This window comes from Enterococcus sp. LJL120, assembly GCF_054871765.1.
In genome coordinates, this window is the sequence record NZ_JBTXLV010000007.1 from 113,149 (window position 1) to 132,165 (window position 19,017).

Below are 19,017 nucleotides of genomic sequence, written 5' to 3' on the forward strand. Positions count from 1 at the left end.
TACAGGTTTTTTTGGCAATATTATGTTTTTTCGCTAAAAATCGCTATAATAATAATGAGACCCACTGGGGAAAAAGAATTTCATTTCGTTTGGAGGGAAAAGCTATGCATCAAGTTTATGTCAGAATTGTCTTAAGTACAATTTTAGAGGAGTTTGAGTCAGAGGTTCAATTTTATACTGAACAATTAGCTATCACAGAAAAAAATTGGTTGGACTGGAAGGAAGGTCAGGTAAATTTATCGGCTGAAAACCTGCAGAAGATTAAAAATTTATTCACTGATTATGAGTGGCTCGTTTTACAAAAGGTTCTGCGGCAAACAATTTTATTTCCTGAAAAACGCAACACCGCCGTTCAAGAATATCGCCATATCAAGACAGCGATTGCTAAAAAATGGCTGGCGGGGGATTTAGCTGAGGTGGAATTAATTGCGCCTGCTAAGGAAAGTCCGAAGGTAAATCCTTTTATTAATATCCGGGTTACGGTAAAATACGGCGAATGGGGCTATGATGATATTTTAAGTTTCCGTTTACCTTCGATGATTCAACAACAAATTGAAAAAGCCGAAGTACCCTTACTGGATTGGGTCAATGAAAATCTAGTGGAAACCTATACGAAAGATGATGAGGCAGTTAGTTGAAGAAACTGAGTAAGAAACGTTTTGTTTTTGGATTTATTTTTTTAGGAGCGTTTATCGGCGCCCTTTTTCTAGGGGCGCAAATTTTTGTCTGGACCCAGGGCACGACGATTGTTGCTAATCAGCAGCGAACAGCCACCAGTGAGTCGACAGCCACTTCCACCAGTGAGACGCCAACTGCTAGTGATTTACCGGCGGTATCACCGACGGATTGGGATTTAGTTTTAGTTGGTCCTAATAATCAAATAGCTGAAGAAGTAGCTGCCGATCAGTTGACAGCAATCTCTGGTTCTGAGGAGGTAGACAGTCGGATTGTCGATGCCTATAATCAATTGGCGAGTGCGGCCGAGGCTGCCGGTTATCCATTAGTTGTTGTGTCCGCCTTTCGTTCTGTTGCCGATCAGCAACAAGTGTACGACACTTCGGTAAATCGGCGGATGAGTGAGGAAAATATTTCTTATGAGCAGGCGGTTGAAGAAACGAATGTTCAGGTGACACAACCAGGCTATAGTGAACATCATACAGGGCTGGCAATCGATGTAGTTGACAGTGATTGGTATAATAATTATTCTAATTATGCTAGCGATATGTTAGACCCGCTGTTTGGTCAGCAACCGGCTGCGCAATGGCTAGCGGCTAACTGTGCACAATACGGTTTTATTATCCGCTATCCTGAAGGTCGGGAGGACATTACTGGCATCACTTATGAGCCATGGCATCTGCGCTATGTCGGCGTGGCTTCAGCCGAGTATATCACCAATCACAATTTAACTTTGGAAGAATATTTAGCTTTATTTAGTTAAGAACGGAGAATTTATGGCAAGAAAAGTCCGCAGGTCGGGACAAAATCTGACGCTAGAAAAAATCATTATGACTATTTTTTTACTGTCCGTGGTCGGGGCTGCTTTTTTGTATTCGATTTTTTCATTAGCGACGAGTGCACCGGAAACGGTTAGTGAAGATCCGGTTGAGCTGAGTCATACTGAGTTTATTACGACTTTAGTGCCCCATGCCCAAGAGCTGCAAAATCAATATGGCATTTTACCCAGCATTATCTTAGGGCAGGCGATTTTAGAATCCGATTGGGGTCAAAGCTCTTTAGCCAGTGAGTATCATAATCTTTTTGGTATCAAAGCTTCAGAGGGCGAATCCTCGGTCACCTTAGAAACAATGGAATTTGTCAATGAAGAGTGGATTACTATTCAAGGGGACTTTCGCGTTTACAACGATTGGAATGAATCCCTTGATGATCACACACAATTATTCGTGAATGGTGTTTCTTGGAATCCAAGTTTGTATACAGAAGTTTTAGCGGCTCAAACCTATCAAGAAGCCGCTGCTGCCTTACAGACGGCAGGGTATGCAACAGATCCCGATTATGCTGCAAAAATTATTGCAGTCATCGAAGAAAATCAATTAAATCAATATGATCAAACTTAAAATTGAAAGGAAGTGGCAGCATGGAAAAGAAAAAAATTCCTGAAATTATGACGGAGCTAAAACAAGATTTAGTGCGGGTTCCGCAAGTGATTCGCGAAGCTAGCGGCATTTCATTTTTCGGTAAAAAAATTAAATCGATTATTTTTACCACAGACATTGCTATTATCCGCAACACAGATGCCAATGCAGTCATTGCTGTCTATCCTTTTACGCCTCATCCGGCGATTACCAAAAGTATTATTGAGGCCGCCGATATTCCCGTTTTCTCTGGCGTTGGCGGGGGGACCACACAAGGTGCCCGCAGCATGTACATGAGTATGTTTGCTGAGGCGCAGGGGTCATTGGGCGTAGTTTTAAATGGCCCGACGCCTTTAGATACCGTTATCGAAGTCTGTAAAGTGGTGGATATCCCCGTGATTGCAACAGTGACGTCAATTTATACCGAAATTGAAGAAAAATTGAAGGCCGGCGTTACGATCATCAATATTAGTGCCGGCAAAGAGACGGCAGAAACGGTCGCTCACTTCCGAAAAAAATATCCTGAGCTGCCGATTATTGCAACCGGCGGTCCTAGTGATGAAAATATTTTGGAGACCATTCGCGCTGGTGCCAATGCGATTACTTATACGCCACCATCAAGCGGGGACCTCTTCAGCTACAAGATGGAAAAGTACCGCAAACAGGAGAAAGAAAATTTAAAATGAAAAAATGCTAAAAAGGCAAGAAAATTTCTTGCTTTTTTTGTTATATAATTTCATAATAGCTTTTATTCAAAACTAAATCACTGCTTGTATATCGTCAAAATCTGGTTGACAGTCTCTACCCGGTGCCGTAAACACCGGACTATAAGCAAAAAAAGGAAGGTCCACGCTTTTTTTTGCTTACTTTAAGAAGTAGCAGAGCGGGACCTTTTTTGCAGTTGTGCTGATTTAGTAATTTTTAACGGGAAAATTCCCAAGGAGGAAAAAAGTGGAAGAGCTAGTATCTAGAATCAAAAAAGATGGCTTAGTTTTAAATCAAGATGTGTTGAAGGTGGATAGCTTTTTAACCCACCAAGTCGATGCCGATTTGATGGCGGCAATTGGCGGCGTTTTTGCTGACGCCTTTAAAGGTCAGCAGATTACCAAAGTGGTAACCATCGAGGCTTCTGGGATTACCCCAGCTATTTTTACCGCGCAAAAATTGCAGGTGCCAATGATTTATGCCCGCAAAGCGAAAAGCTTAACGATGAATGAAGAATTGTTGACTGCTGAAGTCTATTCCTTTACTAAGCAGGTTACCAGCACGGTTTCGATTTCGAAAAAGTTTTTAAATGAAACAGACAAGGTCTTAATCATTGATGACTTCTTAGCCAATGGTCAAGCAGCTAAAGGCTTGATTGAATTGTGCCAGCAAGCCGGAGCAGAGGTTGTCGGCATCGGTATCGTGATTGAAAAATCCTTCCAAGGAGGCCGCCAGCTGATTGAGGATATGGGCTTACCAGTTGTCAGTTTAGCGAGAATCAGCGGCTTTAAAGATGGCGCAGTAGAATTCTTAGAAGGAGATGCTTAATTGATGGAAAGACAAAATGGAAAAGCGGCTGTTTTAGGGTTACAGCATTTATTGGCGATGTATGCCGGAGCTGTTGCAGTTCCTTTATTAATCGGCCAAGGTTTAGGTTTTAATCAAGAGCAGATGACCTATCTAATTTCAATTGATATTTTTATGTGTGGCGTGGCGACCTTATTGCAATTGACGGTCACTAAATTTTTCGGGATTGGTCTGCCGGTGGTTTTAGGCTGTGCCATTCAAGCAGTCGCGCCATTGATTATTATCGGTAGTCAAAAGGGCATCGGTGCAATGTATGGGGCGATAATTGTTGCAGGTATTTTTGTAGTGTTGATTGCTGGTGTCTTTTCTAAGGTGAAAAAACTATTTCCACCGATTGTCACAGGAACAGTCATCACGACAATTGGGTTGACTTTAATTCCCGTTGCCATTGAAAAAATGGGCGGCGGCAGTGCAACAGCAGCAAACTTCGGTGACCCGAACTTTTTAGCTTTAGCATTTATTACAATTTTATTGATTATTTTGTTGCAGATTTTTGCAAAAGGCTTTTTACGGTCGATTGCCGTTTTAGTCGGTTTAGTTGGCGGAACAGTAATTGCGATTCTCATGGGCTTAGTGGATTTCAGCGCCATTGGTGAAGCGCCGGTCTTCCATTTGCCGCAGCCCTTTTATTTTGGCATGCCGACCTTTGATATTTGGTCTATTTTATTGATGATTATCATTTCGATTGTCAGCATGGTGGAATCCACTGGGGTTTATTTTGCCTTAGGGGATATCACCGGCAAAAAAATCGGTGAAACTGAACTGAAAAAAGGCTACCGGGCAGAGGGATTGGCCGTAATCCTCGGCGGTATCTTCAATACTTTTCCTTATACGGGATTTTCTCAAAACGTTGGTTTAGTTCAGCTGTCAGGTATTAAAACCAAAAAACCAATTTATTTTTCAGCTATCTTTTTGATTATTCTCGGCCTGTTTCCGAAAATCGGTGCCTTGGCCCAGATCATTCCTGATCCAGTTTTAGGCGGTGGCATGCTGGTGATGTTTGGGATGGTCGCAGTCCAAGGGATGCGGATGTTGTCAAAAATTAATTTTGCCAACGATAAAAATCTCTTGATTATCGCTGTGTCTCTTGGCTTTGGCTTGGGCTTTAATGTGATGCCGCAAATTTTTGTACAATTGCCGGAAACAGTCCAAATGTTTGCTGGTAACGGTATTGTGATGTCAAGTTTTGCTGCCATCATTTTAAATTTGATTTTTAATGGCGTGCAAGATGAAGCGCCGGATTTCAGTGAAACCAGTCGCGTTTAATTTTAAATTTGTTTCACCTTCTGACAGTTCAGAGGGTGATTTTTTTCTAAAAAAATTTTCCAATAAAATTCGATGAGAAATTTACGAACAATTTTTATTTTTATTTATAAAACATTCGATATTATTTTGACAAGCTAAATAGATTGTTGCTAGAATATGGAGGAATAAGTAAAGGGAGCGAAAAACATGACGCCACAAGTTGCAGTAATTATGGGCAGCACTTCAGATTGGGAAACCATGAAGCACGCCTGTGAAAGTCTCGAAGAATTAGCAATACCCTATGAAAAAAAAGTAGTTTCAGCCCATCGGACACCGGATTTAATGTTTTCCTTTGCAGAAAATGCTCGTCAGCGGGGGATTAAAGTGATTATCGCCGGCGCTGGTGGAGCAGCTCATTTACCGGGAATGGTCGCGGCGAAAACAACCTTGCCAGTCATCGGCGTGCCGGTACAATCCCGAACATTAAACGGCTTGGATTCTTTATTGTCAATTGTTCAAATGCCCGGCGGCGTACCGGTAGCGACCACTGCCATCGGAAAAGCCGGCGCCACAAACGCTGGCTTGCTTGCAGCCCAAATGCTTTCCATGTATGATTTAGATATTGCCGAAAGAATTTCAGACAAACGCAAAAAAATGACAGCAGCAGTGCTGGAAAGTAGTGATCAACTTGGATAAAGCATTATTGCCCGGCGCCGTTATCGGAATTGTCGGTGGCGGCCAATTAGGCAGGATGATGGCGATTAGCGCCAAAGAAATGGGCTTTCGGGTCGGAGTGTTAGATCCGGTGGAAAATTGTCCGGCAGCGCAAGTCGCTGATTGGCAAATTAAAGCTGAATACAGCGACATTACAGCCCTTGAAAAATTAGCCAAACGCTCAGATGTCGTGACTTATGAATTTGAAAATGTCGATGTGGCTGCCCTGGTAGCCGTCGAAGAACTTGTTCCCCTGCCTCAAGGAACAGATTTATTAGCAATCACTCAAGACCGCATTTTAGAAAAAACTTTTTTAGAGGAAAATGATATTATTATTGCACCCCATGCGACGATTATCAATCCGTCAGATATTCTAGATGAAATTGACAGTATCGGTTACCCTTGTGTTTTGAAAACGACAAGGGGCGGGTATGACGGCAAAGGACAACATGTCATCTATAGCTCCAGCGACTTAGCTTCAGGCATGAATTTACTTCGTAAAGGAACTTGTGTTCTAGAAGCATGGATTCCCTTTGAAAAAGAAATTTCAGTGATGGTAGCCGGTAACGGTGAAGACTATCAAGTGTTTCCAGTCGTCGAAAATATCCATCGGAATAATATTTTACATGAAACTATTGCACCGGCTCGCATCAATGATGAAATCACTGAAGAAGCTCAGCGGATTGCCAAAGTAATCGCTGAAGCCTTAGATTTATCGGGAGTTTTAGCAGTGGAAATGTTTTTAACAAAAAATGGTGGCATCTACGTCAATGAGTTAGCGCCTCGGCCGCATAATTCCGGTCATTATACAATTGAAGCTTGCAATGTCAGTCAATTTGATATGCACATTCGCGGCATCTGTAATTGGCCTTTGCCTGAAGTCCAATTGCTAGAGAGTGCCGTTATGGTCAATGTCTTAGGGGAAGCTTTATTAGAAACCTACAATTTAATTTCGCAAAAACCGGCTTGGCAATTTCATTATTACGGAAAAGCCGAAGCTAAAAAAGGTCGTAAGATGGGGCATATTACCATTTTAACGGACAATGTCGAAGAAACATTGGAAGAAGTTTACCAAACAAAAATTTGGGATTAATATTTTATTTATGATAAAGGAGCAGACAAGATGTTAGAGCGTTATACTCGCCCAGAGATGGGAGCAATTTGGACAGATCAAAATCGTTATCAAGCGTGGCTTGAGGTGGAAATTTTAGCAGATGAGGCGTGGGCTGAACTAGGTGAAATTCCCGTTGAGGATGTCAAAAAAATTCGTGAAAAAGCGACTTTTGATATTGACCGCATTTTAGAAATTGAAGAAACTACCCGCCATGATGTGGTGGCCTTTACCCGGGCAGTTTCTGAAAGCCTTGGGGAAGAAAGTAAATGGGTTCATTATGGCTTAACCAGTACCGATGTGGTTGACACAGCTTATGGCTATTTGATGAAACAAGCCAATGACATTTTGCGAAAAGATTTGAAAAACTTCACAGAAATTATCGGCGAAAAAGCCAAAGAGCATAAATACACGGTGATGATGGGTCGGACTCATGGCGTCCATGCCGAACCAACGACTTTTGGCTTGAAATTAGCCCTGTGGTATTCTGAAATGAAACGTAATATTGAACGGTTTGAACATGCAGCCAAAGGAGTTGAAGCCGGCAAGATTTCTGGTGCCGTCGGAACTTTTGCAAATATTCCACCCTTTGTCGAAGACTATGTTTGCACCCAATTAGGCATTCGCCCACAGGATATTTCAACGCAAGTCTTACCAAGAGACTTGCACGCAGAATATTTTGCCGCCATGGCTTTAATTGCGACGAGTATTGAAAAATTTGCCACGGAAATCCGCGGCCTGCAAAAATCAGAAACCCGTGAAGTCGAAGAATTTTTCGCCAAAGGACAAAAGGGCTCTTCTGCAATGCCCCATAAACGCAACCCAATTGGGTCAGAAAATATGGCAGGCTTAGCTCGGGTGATTCGCGGACATATGTTGACTGCTTATGAAAATGTTTCCCTTTGGCATGAAAGAGATATTTCCCACTCGTCAGCGGAGCGGATTATCATTCCGGATACTACAATTTTATTGGATTATATGTTGAATCGTTTTGGCAATATTGTCAAAAACTTGACAGTCTTCCCAGAAAATATGCAACGCAATATGCAGGCTACTTTTGGCCTGATTTACAGCCAACGGGTGATGCTAAAATTAATTGACAGCGGCATGACTAGAGAAGAGGCTTACGATTTGGTTCAGCCGAAGACAGCCTTAGCTTGGGATAACCAAACTGACTTCCGACCTTTATTAGAAGAAGATGCCAAAATTATGGATGTTTTAACCAAAGCAGATTTAGATGACGCCTTTGATTATCATCATCATTTAAAAAATGTCGACGTGATCTTTGATCGGGTCGGTTTAGGAGCATAAAAAAATTGCGCCTTCAGCTACCTAGCTGAGGGCGCAATTTTTTATTTACGGGCTTTAGCCGCTGTTTTAACATCCTTGCGCTTCATCAACCAGCCAATTGCAATCCCTAAGATAAACAGGATTAAAATCAGAACTAGGAGGGGGCAGCGGACAGAGAAGAAAATAAAATCAATGGTCACAGGCGTCCAGTTTTGAAAGGCAAAAACAATTACAAAAAGACTCACCACAATCCCAATAATGCGTTTAATGGTTAGAAATTCTTTGACACGTTCCATTTTTACACCACCTTTAAGAAAATTTTAGCGGACTCTTCAGTAAGGCGCAATTTTTTTGACTAAAAAAAAGCCAAGTCTGCAACATGAGCTGACAGGCTTGGCGAATTGATTATTATTATGCAGGTTGTAAATTGTTTTTTAGCATGTTTTTCCGGAGTTCTTTTTCTAAAGACTCCACAAAGGTCATGTTCAAATCCTGATCATCAAAAGAGACCGTCAGATTGTAGCAGGTCTTCAGCCAATGCTGTTCTTGAATTTGTTCAATCACTAAGCAATGATTGTCATTTCTATACTCAAAATGTTTTTTCTTGTCGCTAAAAAGCCGACGACTAGCGCGACGAATTTTCCGTAAAGAGTAGTGTTTGACATCTTGGTTTTTTTCATGGACGCGGGAAATCGCCAAAAGATCATTGTATAAGCGATTTTTTTCCTCATCCGCTAAGCTTTGTAAAAAATCCTGAGCCGTTTGCCACGAATTATTCATCAAAATCCTCCATCCGCAAATGCAATTCTATTGGTACTATATCATATCCAGAAAGCATAGTAAACGTTACCATGATGAGCTTGCTTTTCGCTTTGCCGAAAACACGAACATTTTTCTAATAGAATTATTAAAACGTCAAGAAAATCGTTGACCAAGATTTTTTCCGTTGTTACAATATAGGCAGAAAATATTTCGTGTTTTTAGAAATAATTGATGAAAAAGGAGCAAACCACCCGTGGAAAAATTGGAACTGCTATATGAAGGCAAAGCCAAAAAACTGTATCGTACGGACAACCCTGATATCTTATGGGTTGAATATCTGAATCAAGCAACGGCTTTAAACGGTGCCAAGAAAGATGCGATTCAAGGAAAGGGCCAACTGAACAATCAGATTACCAGCCGTATTTTTGATGAGCTAAACAAAAACAATATTCCCAATCATTTCCAGCAAATCCTCTCAGAAACCGAACAATTAATTAAAAAGGTCGACATTATTCCCCTTGAAGTTGTCGTCCGCAATGTGGCCGCCGGCAGTTTTTCAAAACGCTTGGCAATCCCTGAAGGAACACCCTTAAACTTTCCTATCCTCGAATTTTATTTCAAAGAAGATGCCTTAGATGATCCAATGATTAATGATGACCATGTCTTAGTTTTAGACATCGCCACGCAAGAAGAAATCGACCAAATCAAATCTCTTGCTTTTGCAGTCAACGAAGCGTTGCTTAATTTATTTAAAAATATCGGCATTCAATTAGTTGATTTTAAAATTGAAGTTGGCCGCACAGCAGACGGAATTTTATTAGCAGATGAAATTTCTCCCGATACTTGTCGTTTATGGGATTTAGCATCTGGCGAACATTTGGACAAAGATATTTATCGCCGTGACTTAGGGGATTTAGTTCCCGTTTATCAAGAAGTCTTAAATCGTTTAGAAAAAATTTCACAATAAATCAATTACACAATAAAAGGAGCAAACTCATGTATTTCGTTAAAGTTTATGTTACATACAAGGATTCAGTTTTAGACCCTCAAGGAGAAGCCGTGAAGGGTGCAGTCCATCGGATGGGCTACGAAGAAATTGAAGAGATTCGGATTGGGAAATACTTTGAAATGAAAGTTGCGAAAAGCGACCGTCCAGTTGAAGCGATGATTGAAGAAGTTTGTGATAAATTATTGGCCAACGTCAATATGGAAAGCTACCGTTACGAAATTGCTGAATTGGAGGAAGTTTAACATGAAATTTGCAGTGATCGTTTTTCCTGGTTCAAACTGCGATATGGATATGTTATGGGCAATCAAAGATATTATGGGAGCCGATGCTGAATACGTGCGCCATGATGCAGAGAGCCTAGCTGGTTTTGACGGTGTCTTATTACCCGGAGGTTTTTCCTATGGTGACTACCTACGCTGTGGTGCGATTGCTCGCTTTTCTGCCATCATGTCAGAAGTGGTGCGCTTTGCTGAAGAAGGCAAACCAGTCTTTGGTACCTGTAATGGTTTCCAAGTCTTAACAGAAGCTGGTTTATTGCCGGGGGCTTTAAGAAGAAATGATTCGCTACATTTTATCTGCAAAACAGTTCCTTTAAAAGTTGAAAATAATCAGACAAACTTCACTTCAGAATACGAAGCCGGTGAAGTGATTCAGATTCCCGTTGCTCATAACGATGGCAATTATTATTGTGACGAGGCGACTTTAGCGGAATTAAAAGCTAACAATCAGATTGTCTTTACCTATGAAGGTGAAAATATTAACGGGAGTGTCGAAGCAATTGCCGGCATCACCAATAAAGCCGGTAATGTGATGGGTATGATGCCCCATCCAGAACGGGCGATGGAAAGTCTGTTGGGTTCAGAGGACGGCAGAAAATTCTTTGCGTCAATGTTGAAAAATTTCGGGAGGGTCACAGCTTAAATGAAAACAATCACAGAACCAACTGGCCAAGAGATTAAAGATCAAAAGATTTATGCACAATGGGGCTTAACCGATGAAGAATATCGGATGATTTCAGAAGATATCCTCGGCAGGTTACCTAATTACACAGAGACGGGTTTATTCTCGGTAATGTGGAGCGAACATTGTTCTTATAAAAATTCCAAACCCGTTCTTAGAAAATTTCCGACAAGCGGCCCGCAAGTCCTGCAAGGTCCAGGAGAAGGCGCGGGTATTGTGGATATCGGCGACAATCAGGCGGTTGTCTTTAAAGCGGAAAGCCACAACCATCCCTCAGCAGTCGAACCTTATGAAGGTGCGGCAACAGGCGTGGGTGGTATCATTCGCGACATTTTTAGCATGGGAGCTCGACCAATTGCTGTTTTAGATTCATTGCGTTTTGGTGAATTAGATAATGCCCGCACCAAATATTTATTAGAAGAAGTGGTTCACGGTATCAGCGGCTACGGAAATTGTATCGGCATTCCGACAGTTGGTGGTGAAGTGGCCTTTGATCCTTGTTATGAAGGAAACCCTTTAGTCAATGCAATGTGTGTTGGTTTAATTGATCATAAAGATATTCAAAAGGGTCAAGCCAAAGGTGTTGGCAATTCGATTATGTATGTCGGTGCTAAAACTGGCCGGGATGGCATTCACGGTGCGACCTTCGCCTCGGAAGAATTCGTTGAAGGGGAAGAACAACAACGTTCAGCCGTCCAAGTCGGCGACCCTTTTATGGAAAAACTTTTATTAGAAGCCTGCTTAGAATTAATTTTAGATCACGCTGATATTTTAGTCGGCATCCAAGACATGGGCGCCGCTGGTTTAGTTTCTTCAAGTTCAGAGATGGCTTCAAAGGCCGGTTCTGGTTTGAAATTGTATTTAGACGATGTACCGCAACGGGAAACCAATATGACGCCTTATGAAATGATGTTGTCTGAATCTCAGGAAAGAATGCTGATTTGTGTCGAACAAGGGCATGAAGCTGAAGTGGTTGAACTATTTGAAAAGTATGACTTAGATGCGGTGACCATCGGTGAAGTAACCGATGATGGTTTGTATCGCTTATTCCACAAAGGCGTTGAGGTAGCGAATCTACCAGTTGACGCTTTAGCAGAAGATGCACCGGTCTACAATAAAGAACGCAAAGAGCCTGCCCGCATTCAAGAATTCGCTGAGATGAATGATTTTCAACCAGCAATTTTTGATGCCTCACAAACTTTGATGGCTTTATTACAACAGCCAACGATTGCTTCTAAGAGAATGATTTATGAAACATATGATTCACAGGTTCGCACGAATACCGTAGTGCGCCCAGGTAGTGATGCGGCCGTTTTACGCGTTCGCGGCACGAATAAAGCTTTGGCGATGACCACTGATTGTAACGCCCGCTATTTGTATTTGAACCCAGAAGTTGGCGGACAAATTGCCGTCGCAGAAGCTGCTAGAAATATTGTCGCTAGTGGCGGCCAGCCTTTAGCAATTACCGACTGTTTAAACTACGGCTCACCAGACAAACCAGAGGGCTTCTGGGAATTATGGACCTCTGCAGACGGAATTTCGGCCGCTTGTAATATCTTGGATACACCGGTTATTTCCGGAAATGTTTCTTTGTACAATGAAACAAACGGCAAAGCGATTTACCCAACGCCGATGATCGGCATGGTTGGTTTAATTAAAAACTTAGAAGACATCACCACACAGGAATTTAAAAAAGCTGCTGACTTAGTTTATGTAGTTGGTGACACTAAAGCTGATTTTAACGGTTCTGAATTGCAAAAAATGCAATTAGGCAAAATTGAAGGACGTTTGATGGACTTTGATTTGGCTGTCGAAAAAGCCAATCAAGCAGCTGTCTTAAAAGCGATTCAAGCCGGTTTAGTTGCCAGTGCTCACGATTGTGCTGAGGGTGGTTTGGCTGTTGCCATCGCCGAAGCCAGCTTCAAAAATAATTTAGGGGTAGAGGCCAGCATTTCTATATCTCAAGCGAATCTTTTTTCAGAAACCCAATCTCGGTTTGTAATTTCAGTGGCGCCAGAAAATCAAGCTGCTTTTGAAGACTTGTTGAAGTCGGAAAAAGTACCAATGACTTTAATTGGTAAAGTTACCCAAACTCCACAAATTAAACTTACCGCCGAAGACGGCTTAATTGATGTTGCGACGAAGGAAGCGAACCAACTTTGGGAGGAAGCTATTCCATGTCTTATGAAGTAAAAAGTCTAAATGAAGAATGTGGCGTGTTTGGCGTCTGGGGTCACCCAGATGCCGCCCGCGTCACCTATTTTGGTCTCCATAGCCTCCAACACAGAGGACAAGAAGGAGCCGGTATTGTTGCTAATCATCAAGGCAAACTAGATGGCTACCGTGACTTAGGGTTGTTGTCAGAAGTTTTTAAAGACGAACGAATTTTAGACCGCCTGCAAGGGAATGCAGCAATTGGGCATGTCCGCTATGCGACTGCCGGCAATGGTAGTGTCGATAATATTCAGCCGTTTTTATTTAAATTTTACGACGGTTCAGTTGGCCTAGCTCATAATGGCAATTTGACCAATGCCAAAACGCTAAGAACAAATTTAGAAAAACTCGGCGCCATTTTTCATTCTAATTCCGATACGGAAATTTTGATGCATCTGATTCGCACCAGTCCTAAACGGAAATTTTTGGATCAGTTAAAAGAAGCGTTGAACCAAGTCAAAGGAGGCTTTGCTTATCTTTTAATGAAGGAAGACTGCATGATTGCCACCCTTGACCCCAATGGATTTCGGCCATTATCGATTGGCCAAATGAAAAACGGCGCCTACGTAATTGCCTCAGAAACCTGTGCCTTAGAAGTAATCGGTGCTGAATTTATTCGCGATGTCAATCCGGGAGAAATTGTAATTGTTGATGATGAGGGGATTCATTATGACAAATACACCGAGGACACTCAGCATTCCATTTGTTCAATGGAATATATTTATTTTGCACGACCAGATTCAAATATTGCCGGTGTTAATGTCCACACTGCACGAAAAAATATGGGCCGCATTTTAGCCGAAGAAGCACCAGTCGAAGCTGATATGGTTGTCGGCGTGCCGAATTCTTCTTTATCGGCTGCCAGTGGCTACGCTGAAGCAAGCGGAATTCCCTATGAAATGGGGCTGGTGAAAAACCAATACATTGCCAGAACTTTTATTCAGCCGACACAAGAGCTACGGGAGCAGGGCGTGCGGATGAAACTTTCAGCGGTTCGAGGCGTTGTTGAAGGCAAGCGGGTCATCATGGTGGATGATTCAATTGTGCGGGGCACGACCAGTAAGCGCATTGTGCAATTATTAAAAGAAGCCGGCGCAAAAGAAGTCCATGTCAGAATTGCTTCGCCGCCATTGCGTTATCCTTGTTTTTATGGGATTGATATTCAAACCCGTAAAGAATTGATTGCCGCAAATCATACAGTTGATGAAATTCGTGATGTGATTACTGCTGATAGCTTGAGTTATTTAAGTGAACAGGGATTAATTGATGCGATTGGCCTAAATTTTGATGCGCCTTATTCTGGGTTGTGTATGGCCTATTTTAACGGCGATTATCCAACGCCACTATACGATTATGAAGATCGTTACTTGGCGTCATTGAAGGAACATGTTTCATTCTATTAAAGAGAAGAGGAAGTCTAATGGCGAATGCCTATGCAAAAGCCGGCGTTGATGTTGAAGCTGGTTATGAAGTAGTCGAACGAATAAAAAAACATGTCAAAAAAACCGAGCGTCTAGGAGTGATGGGAGCTTTAGGCGGTTTCGGCGGTTGTTTTGATTTATCTCAGGTGGATGTGAAGGAACCAGTTTTAATTTCGGGAACAGATGGTGTGGGCACTAAATTAATGGTGGCTATCCAAGAGGACAAGCACGATACAATCGGGATTGACTGTGTCGCTATGTGTGTCAATGACATTGTTGCTCAAGGAGCCGAGCCGTTATACTTTTTAGATTATATTGCTACAGGAAAAAATATTCCTGCTCGTTTGGAACAAGTTGTGGCTGGTGTCGCTGAAGGCTGCTTGCAGGCCGGTGCTGCTTTAATCGGTGGCGAGACTGCTGAGATGCCCGGCATGTACGGCGAAAATGATTATGATTTAGCTGGCTTTGCCGTTGGCGTTGCGGAAAAGAGCAACCTCGTGACTGGTGAAAAAATTGCAGCAGGTGACATCTTATTGGGCCTGCCTTCAACTGGCATCCATTCGAATGGTTATTCTTTGGTTCGTAAGGTGTTCTTTGAGGAAAATAAATTTGACGGACAAGCTGAGCTACCTGAATTAGAAGGTAAAACGTTAGGGGCTGAACTGTTAACGCCGACCAAAATTTATGTTAATGCCTTGTTGCCTTTAGTCAAAAATCAATTGGTCAATGGTATCGCTCATATCACCGGCGGCGGTTTTGTTGAAAATATTCCCCGCATGCTGCCAGCAAACTTAGCAGCAGAAATCAAGCTAGGTTCATGGCCGGCGTTACCAATTTTTACAGCTTTAGAAAAATACGGTAAAATTCCTGCTTTAGAAATGTATGAAATTTTCAATATGGGTATTGGTATGGTCTTGGCTGTCGCACCGGATAAAGCCGCTGCAACTAAGCAAGCCTTAACTGACGCCCATGAGGTTTATTTTGAAATCGGACAAGTGGTTGATAAAACCAATGAAGCTGTGGTATTAAAAAATGACTAGGCCCAAAGTTGCAGTCTTAGCTTCGGGTAACGGTAGTAATTTTCAAGTTTTAGCGGAAGCCTTCCAAAAAGGGAGCATTGCTGGTGAGTTAGTCTTACTTTTTAGTGATCAACCAAAAGCTTATGTTTTGGAGCGGAGCCAACAGCTAGGGATTGAGGCAAGAAGCTTTTCACCGAAGAAGTTTGCTTCAAAAAAAGCCTATGAAGTGACTCTTTTGCAACTTTTAATGGATAAAGAAATTGATTTAATTCTACTGGCGGGTTATATGCGAATTATTGGTGACACACTTTTAAAGGCTTATCCCAATCGGATTATCAATATCCATCCTTCATTGCTGCCGGATTTTCCTGGATTGCATGGGATTCAAGATGCCTTTGAAGCTGGCGTCACGGAGACTGGTGTCACCATTCATTATATTGATGATGGTGTTGATACCGGCCCAATTATTGCCCAAGGGAAAGTTACCGTCAGTGAGGATGACACCCTCGAGTCTCTAGAGGAAAAAATTCATGCCCTAGAACACCAGCTTTATCCGCAGGTGGTTGCTAAAGTCATAGCAGAAAACTTTAAATAAACGAATTTATCATAGATAAAGGTAAGGAGTAAATAGTTCATGAGAGCATTAATCAGTGTATCTGATAAAAACGGTATCGTCGAATTTGCCAAAGGTTTAACGGCCTTAGGGATTGAAATTATTTCAACCGGAGGCACAAAAAAAGCTTTGGAGGACGCTGGACTAGCAACAATCGCCATCGATGATGTGACTGGTTTTCCAGAAATGATGGATGGCCGGGTTAAAACCTTGCATCCGAAAATTCATGGCGGCTTATTGGGCCGTCGTGATGTAGACAGCCACATGCAGGCGATGGCTGATCATGACATTCAGCCAATTGATTTAGTCGTGGTGAATTTATATCCTTTTAAAGAAACGATTTTAAAAGCCGGCGTTACCGAGGCTGAAGCCATTGAAAATATTGATATTGGTGGACCAAGTATGCTTCGTTCCGCAGCTAAAAATCATGCAGCAGTGACAGTCGTTGTAGATCCTTTAGATTATCAAGTTGTTTTAGGTGAGCTGCAGGAATTAAATGCGACAACTCTTTCAACACGGCAACGCTTGGCGGCTAAAGTTTTCCGCCATACAGCGGCTTATGATGCATTGATTGCCGGCTACCTTACAGACTTAGTTGCAGAGGAAACACCGGAGAGCTTGACGCTGACTTATGACTTGAAACAAACACTTCGCTATGGGGAAAATAGCCACCAAGAGGCTGCCTTCTATCAAAGCGGCCTACCGATTGCCTTTTCAATTGCCCAAGCAAAACAGCTTCACGGAAAAGAATTGTCTTATAATAATATTCGTGATGCTGATGCAGCGATCCGGATTGCTAGAGAATTTGAAGAGCCAACTGTGGTGGCGGTCAAACATATGAATCCTTGCGGCATTGGTACAGGGGCAACTATTTTAGAAGCCTACGATTATGCTTATGAGGCTGATCCTGTTTCAATTTTCGGGGGTATCATTGTTTTGAATGGGGAAGTCGATTTAGAGACAGCTAGTAAAATGCATGAATTATTTTTAGAAATTATCATTGCGCCAAGCTTTACTGATGATGCCTATGATATTTTAGCCAAGAAGAAAAATCTCCGTTTAATGACTCTAGATTTTTCTGAAAAAGCTAAAGCTGCCGGTGTTGAGACTGTTTCTGTTTTAGGCGGACTGTTAGTGCAGGACCAAGATACGGTCAAAGAAGTCGCTAGCGAGTGGCAAGTTGTGACCGAGCGCCAACCTTCAGCAGAGGAATTAAAAGCCTTAGAATTTTCTTGGAGAGCTGTTAAGCATGTGAAATCCAATGCGATTGTCGTGGCAAATAATCATCAGACTTTGGGCATTGGTGCAGGTCAAATGAATCGAGTGGGCTCAGTGAAGATTGCCATCGAACAAGCAGGCGACCGCATTTCAGAGGCTGTTTTGGCCTCAGACGCTTATTTCCCAATGGGGGACAGTGTCGAATATGCAGCGGAACACGGCATCAAAGCCATCGTTCAACCTGGCGGCAGCATTCGTGACCAAGAGTCAATTGATATGGCCAACAAATATGGTATTGCGATGGTCTTCACCGACATCAGACATTTTAGACATTAAAATCTTACAGAGAGCGCTAGATTTTGCGGTGCTCTCCAAAATTTAAAATTAAGGTCTGTAGCAAAGGCTTAAGTGACCGCTGCTGCAGACCTTTTTAAAATTGGAGGAAATCATGGGATTAAATATTTTAGTAATCGGTTCAGGTGGTCGGGAACATGTCATCTGTCAGAAATTTTTACAAAGTCCTCTTGTTGGCCAAGTATTTTGTGCAAAGGGAAATGCTGGCATGATCAAAGACGGTATTCAAATTGTCGATATTGCTGAAGATGACCACGAAGCGTTAATTGCTTTTGCCAAAGACCAGCAAATCGACTGGAGTTTTATCGGTCCAGAGGTTCCTTTATTAAATGGAATTGTCGATGATTTCGCAGCAGCTGGTCTGAAAGCCTTTGGTCCGAAAAAGGCGGCGGCGATGATTGAAGGTTCAAAGGATTTTGCGAAAGAAATTATGACCAAATATCAAATTCCAACAGGTACCTACCAAACCTTTTATGAGTTTGAAAAAGCTAAAGCTTATGTTGAAAAAATGGGTGCTCCAATTGTGATTAAAGCGGATGGATTAGCTGCAGGCAAGGGAGTCGTCGTGGCATTGACCATAGAAGAAGCGACGGCTGCTTTAAAAGATATGCTGAAGGATAATAAATTCGGCGCATCTGGTGCCAAGGTAGTTGTCGAAGAATTTTTAGCCGGAGAAGAATTTTCACTATTAGCTTTTGTTCGCAATCAAGAAGTTTATCCAATGGTGATTGCCCAAGATCATAAACGGGCCTATGACAATGACTTAGGTCCAAATACTGGCGGAATGGGCGCTTATGCACCGGTGCCGCAAATTCAAGAAGCGATGGTAACCGAAGCCATCGAAAAGATTTTGAAGCCTGCCGCTGCTGGCTTATTGGCAGAGGGCCGCGATTTTACAGGGATTTTATATGCCGGTTTAATCGCAACAGAAGCGGGTCCAAAGGTTATCGAATTTAATGCTCGCTTTGGCGATCCTGAAACCCAAGTGGTCCTGCAGCGTTTAGAAAGTGATTTAGCGAAAATTATTTCAGATTTATTAGATGGTAAAACCCCTGAAATCTCTTGGCAAAAAACTGGTTATTCTTTAGGAGTGGTCGTGGCTGCGGATGGCTATCCTGGGGAGTATCAAAAAGGGCAAGTCATTCCTGAGTTCACAGAAGGCAATGTCTATTATGCAGGTGTTGCCGAAGAAGATGGCGGCTTAGTAACTAACGGCGGCAGAGTTTATCTAGTTGAAGCTTCTGGTGAAACTTTAAAAGAGGCGCAAACTAAGGTCTATCAGATTTTAGATAGAGCTGATACAACCGGGACCTTTTATCGCCATGATATTGGTGCAAAAGCGATTCAAGAATAAAATAAACCCTTCATCTATTACTCACTTAGAGTAACGGATGAAGGGTTTTTAATTTTAAAATTTATTTC

The 19,017-nt window shown here is 42.2% G+C and carries 20 protein-coding genes and 1 riboswitch; of the genes, 18 read left to right on the plus strand and 2 right to left on the minus strand.

What is annotated here, in order from left to right:
• Nucleotides 1-104 precede the first annotated feature (104 nt).
• The 9 genes from ACYSNU_RS12725 to purB all read left to right on the plus strand — a co-directional run bounded on the left by ACYSNU_RS12725 (nt 105) and on the right by purB (nt 8,046).
• On the plus strand, nt 105-638 hold the full coding sequence (locus tag ACYSNU_RS12725) for a hypothetical protein (RefSeq protein WP_265457127.1): 534 nt from the start codon (nt 105-107) through the stop codon (nt 636-638).
• Nucleotides 635-1,438 (plus strand): M15 family metallopeptidase, encoded by an 804-nt coding sequence (locus tag ACYSNU_RS12730; RefSeq protein WP_461737588.1) that lies wholly within the window; start codon nt 635-637, stop codon nt 1,436-1,438. The genes ACYSNU_RS12725 and ACYSNU_RS12730 overlap by 4 nt, the downstream gene beginning before the upstream one ends.
• 13 nt (nt 1,439-1,451) lie before the next feature.
• Nucleotides 1,452-2,075, plus strand: coding sequence for a glycoside hydrolase family 73 protein (locus ACYSNU_RS12735; protein ID WP_461737589.1), 624 nt, complete (start codon nt 1,452-1,454; stop codon nt 2,073-2,075).
• A 20-nt stretch (nt 2,076-2,095) separates the two neighbouring features.
• Nucleotides 2,096-2,779: a beta/alpha barrel domain-containing protein gene (locus ACYSNU_RS12740; protein WP_461737590.1), complete on the plus strand. Its 684-nt coding sequence runs from the start codon at nt 2,096-2,098 to the stop codon at nt 2,777-2,779.
• Between the two features lie 64 nt (nt 2,780-2,843).
• A riboswitch (purine riboswitch) is annotated at nt 2,844-2,941 on the plus strand.
• 103 nt (nt 2,942-3,044) lie between these two features.
• Nucleotides 3,045-3,626: a xanthine phosphoribosyltransferase gene (locus ACYSNU_RS12745; RefSeq protein WP_461737591.1), complete on the plus strand. Its 582-nt coding sequence runs from the start codon at nt 3,045-3,047 to the stop codon at nt 3,624-3,626.
• 3 nt (nt 3,627-3,629) lie between these two features.
• Nucleotides 3,630-4,931 (plus strand): nucleobase:cation symporter-2 family protein, encoded by a 1,302-nt coding sequence (locus ACYSNU_RS12750; protein WP_461737733.1) that lies wholly within the window; start codon nt 3,630-3,632, stop codon nt 4,929-4,931.
• Nucleotides 4,932-5,117: 186 nt separating this feature from the next.
• Complete coding sequence (gene purE / locus ACYSNU_RS12755; protein ID WP_265457134.1) at nt 5,118-5,606, plus strand: 5-(carboxyamino)imidazole ribonucleotide mutase; 489 nt, start codon at nt 5,118-5,120, stop codon at nt 5,604-5,606.
• Nucleotides 5,590-6,717 carry a 5-(carboxyamino)imidazole ribonucleotide synthase gene (gene purK, locus ACYSNU_RS12760; protein WP_461737592.1) on the plus strand — a complete coding sequence of 376 codons (1,128 nt, stop codon included), beginning with the start codon at nt 5,590-5,592 and terminating at the stop codon, nt 6,715-6,717. The genes purE and purK overlap by 17 nt, the downstream gene beginning before the upstream one ends.
• Before the next feature lie 30 nt (nt 6,718-6,747).
• Complete coding sequence (purB, locus tag ACYSNU_RS12765) at nt 6,748-8,046, plus strand: adenylosuccinate lyase (RefSeq protein ID WP_461737593.1); 1,299 nt, start codon at nt 6,748-6,750, stop codon at nt 8,044-8,046.
• 41 nt (nt 8,047-8,087) lie between these two features.
• Here purB and ACYSNU_RS12770 read toward each other — a convergent pair whose 3' ends face one another.
• Nucleotides 8,088-8,321: a lipopolysaccharide assembly protein LapA domain-containing protein gene (locus tag ACYSNU_RS12770; RefSeq protein WP_461737594.1), complete on the minus strand. Its 234-nt coding sequence runs from the start codon at nt 8,319-8,321 to the stop codon at nt 8,088-8,090.
• A gap of 115 nt (nt 8,322-8,436) precedes the next feature.
• A complete protein-coding gene (locus ACYSNU_RS12775; RefSeq protein ID WP_461737595.1) occupies nt 8,437-8,805 on the minus strand; it encodes a hypothetical protein in 369 nt (122 codons plus the stop codon).
• A 235-nt stretch (nt 8,806-9,040) separates the two neighbouring features.
• Here ACYSNU_RS12775 and purC point away from each other — a divergent pair, with 235 nt between their 5' ends.
• The 9 genes from purC (at nt 9,041) to purD (ending at nt 18,949) form a co-directional block, all read left to right on the plus strand.
• Nucleotides 9,041-9,754: a phosphoribosylaminoimidazolesuccinocarboxamide synthase gene (gene purC / locus ACYSNU_RS12780; protein ID WP_461737596.1), complete on the plus strand. Its 714-nt coding sequence runs from the start codon at nt 9,041-9,043 to the stop codon at nt 9,752-9,754.
• Nucleotides 9,755-9,783: 29 nt separating this feature from the next.
• Nucleotides 9,784-10,038 (plus strand): phosphoribosylformylglycinamidine synthase subunit PurS, encoded by a 255-nt coding sequence (gene purS / locus ACYSNU_RS12785; RefSeq protein WP_265457147.1) that lies wholly within the window; start codon nt 9,784-9,786, stop codon nt 10,036-10,038.
• Between the two features lies 1 nt (nt 10,039).
• Nucleotides 10,040-10,717 (plus strand): phosphoribosylformylglycinamidine synthase subunit PurQ, encoded by a 678-nt coding sequence (gene purQ / locus ACYSNU_RS12790; RefSeq protein ID WP_461737597.1) that lies wholly within the window; start codon nt 10,040-10,042, stop codon nt 10,715-10,717.
• A complete protein-coding gene (gene purL / locus ACYSNU_RS12795) occupies nt 10,718-12,949 on the plus strand; it encodes a phosphoribosylformylglycinamidine synthase subunit PurL (RefSeq protein ID WP_461737598.1) in 2,232 nt (743 codons plus the stop codon).
• A complete protein-coding gene (gene purF, locus ACYSNU_RS12800; RefSeq protein ID WP_461737599.1) occupies nt 12,934-14,373 on the plus strand; it encodes an amidophosphoribosyltransferase in 1,440 nt (479 codons plus the stop codon). The genes purL and purF overlap by 16 nt, the downstream gene beginning before the upstream one ends.
• 17 nt (nt 14,374-14,390) lie before the next feature.
• Complete coding sequence (gene purM, locus ACYSNU_RS12805) at nt 14,391-15,431, plus strand: phosphoribosylformylglycinamidine cyclo-ligase (protein WP_461737600.1); 1,041 nt, start codon at nt 14,391-14,393, stop codon at nt 15,429-15,431.
• Nucleotides 15,424-16,005: a phosphoribosylglycinamide formyltransferase gene (purN, locus tag ACYSNU_RS12810; RefSeq protein WP_461737601.1), complete on the plus strand. Its 582-nt coding sequence runs from the start codon at nt 15,424-15,426 to the stop codon at nt 16,003-16,005. Before purM ends, purN begins: the two co-directional genes overlap by 8 nt.
• 39 nt (nt 16,006-16,044) lie before the next feature.
• Complete coding sequence (purH, locus tag ACYSNU_RS12815) at nt 16,045-17,577, plus strand: bifunctional phosphoribosylaminoimidazolecarboxamide formyltransferase/IMP cyclohydrolase (protein WP_461737602.1); 1,533 nt, start codon at nt 16,045-16,047, stop codon at nt 17,575-17,577.
• A gap of 112 nt (nt 17,578-17,689) precedes the next feature.
• Complete coding sequence (gene purD / locus ACYSNU_RS12820) at nt 17,690-18,949, plus strand: phosphoribosylamine--glycine ligase (protein WP_461737603.1); 1,260 nt, start codon at nt 17,690-17,692, stop codon at nt 18,947-18,949.
• Nucleotides 18,950-19,017: the final 68 nt, after the last annotated feature.

Bases quoted from the DNA above. Each gene is read 5' to 3' on its own strand.
- purH (WP_461737602.1), top strand. From the start codon at position 16,045: ATGAGAGCATTAATCAGTGTATCTGATAAAAACGGTATCGTCGAATTT.
- purN (WP_461737601.1), top strand. From the start codon at position 15,424: ATGACTAGGCCCAAAGTTGCAGTCTTAGCTTCGGGTAACGGTAGTAAT.
- purF (WP_461737599.1), top strand. From the start codon at position 12,934: ATGTCTTATGAAGTAAAAAGTCTAAATGAAGAATGTGGCGTGTTTGGC.
- purL (WP_461737598.1), top strand. From the start codon at position 10,718: ATGAAAACAATCACAGAACCAACTGGCCAAGAGATTAAAGATCAAAAG.
- purE (WP_265457134.1), top strand. From the start codon at position 5,118: ATGACGCCACAAGTTGCAGTAATTATGGGCAGCACTTCAGATTGGGAA.
- ACYSNU_RS12750 (WP_461737733.1), top strand. From the start codon at position 3,630: ATGGAAAGACAAAATGGAAAAGCGGCTGTTTTAGGGTTACAGCATTTA.
- purB (WP_461737593.1), top strand. From the start codon at position 6,748: ATGTTAGAGCGTTATACTCGCCCAGAGATGGGAGCAATTTGGACAGAT.
- ACYSNU_RS12770 (WP_461737594.1), bottom strand. From the start codon at position 8,321: ATGGAACGTGTCAAAGAATTTCTAACCATTAAACGCATTATTGGGATT.
- purS (WP_265457147.1), top strand. From the start codon at position 9,784: ATGTATTTCGTTAAAGTTTATGTTACATACAAGGATTCAGTTTTAGAC.
- ACYSNU_RS12735 (WP_461737589.1), top strand. From the start codon at position 1,452: ATGGCAAGAAAAGTCCGCAGGTCGGGACAAAATCTGACGCTAGAAAAA.
- ACYSNU_RS12725 (WP_265457127.1), top strand. From the start codon at position 105: ATGCATCAAGTTTATGTCAGAATTGTCTTAAGTACAATTTTAGAGGAG.
- purQ (WP_461737597.1), top strand. From the start codon at position 10,040: ATGAAATTTGCAGTGATCGTTTTTCCTGGTTCAAACTGCGATATGGAT.
- purM (WP_461737600.1), top strand. From the start codon at position 14,391: ATGGCGAATGCCTATGCAAAAGCCGGCGTTGATGTTGAAGCTGGTTAT.
- ACYSNU_RS12740 (WP_461737590.1), top strand. From the start codon at position 2,096: ATGGAAAAGAAAAAAATTCCTGAAATTATGACGGAGCTAAAACAAGAT.
- ACYSNU_RS12775 (WP_461737595.1), bottom strand. From the start codon at position 8,805: ATGAATAATTCGTGGCAAACGGCTCAGGATTTTTTACAAAGCTTAGCG.
- purD (WP_461737603.1), top strand. From the start codon at position 17,690: ATGGGATTAAATATTTTAGTAATCGGTTCAGGTGGTCGGGAACATGTC.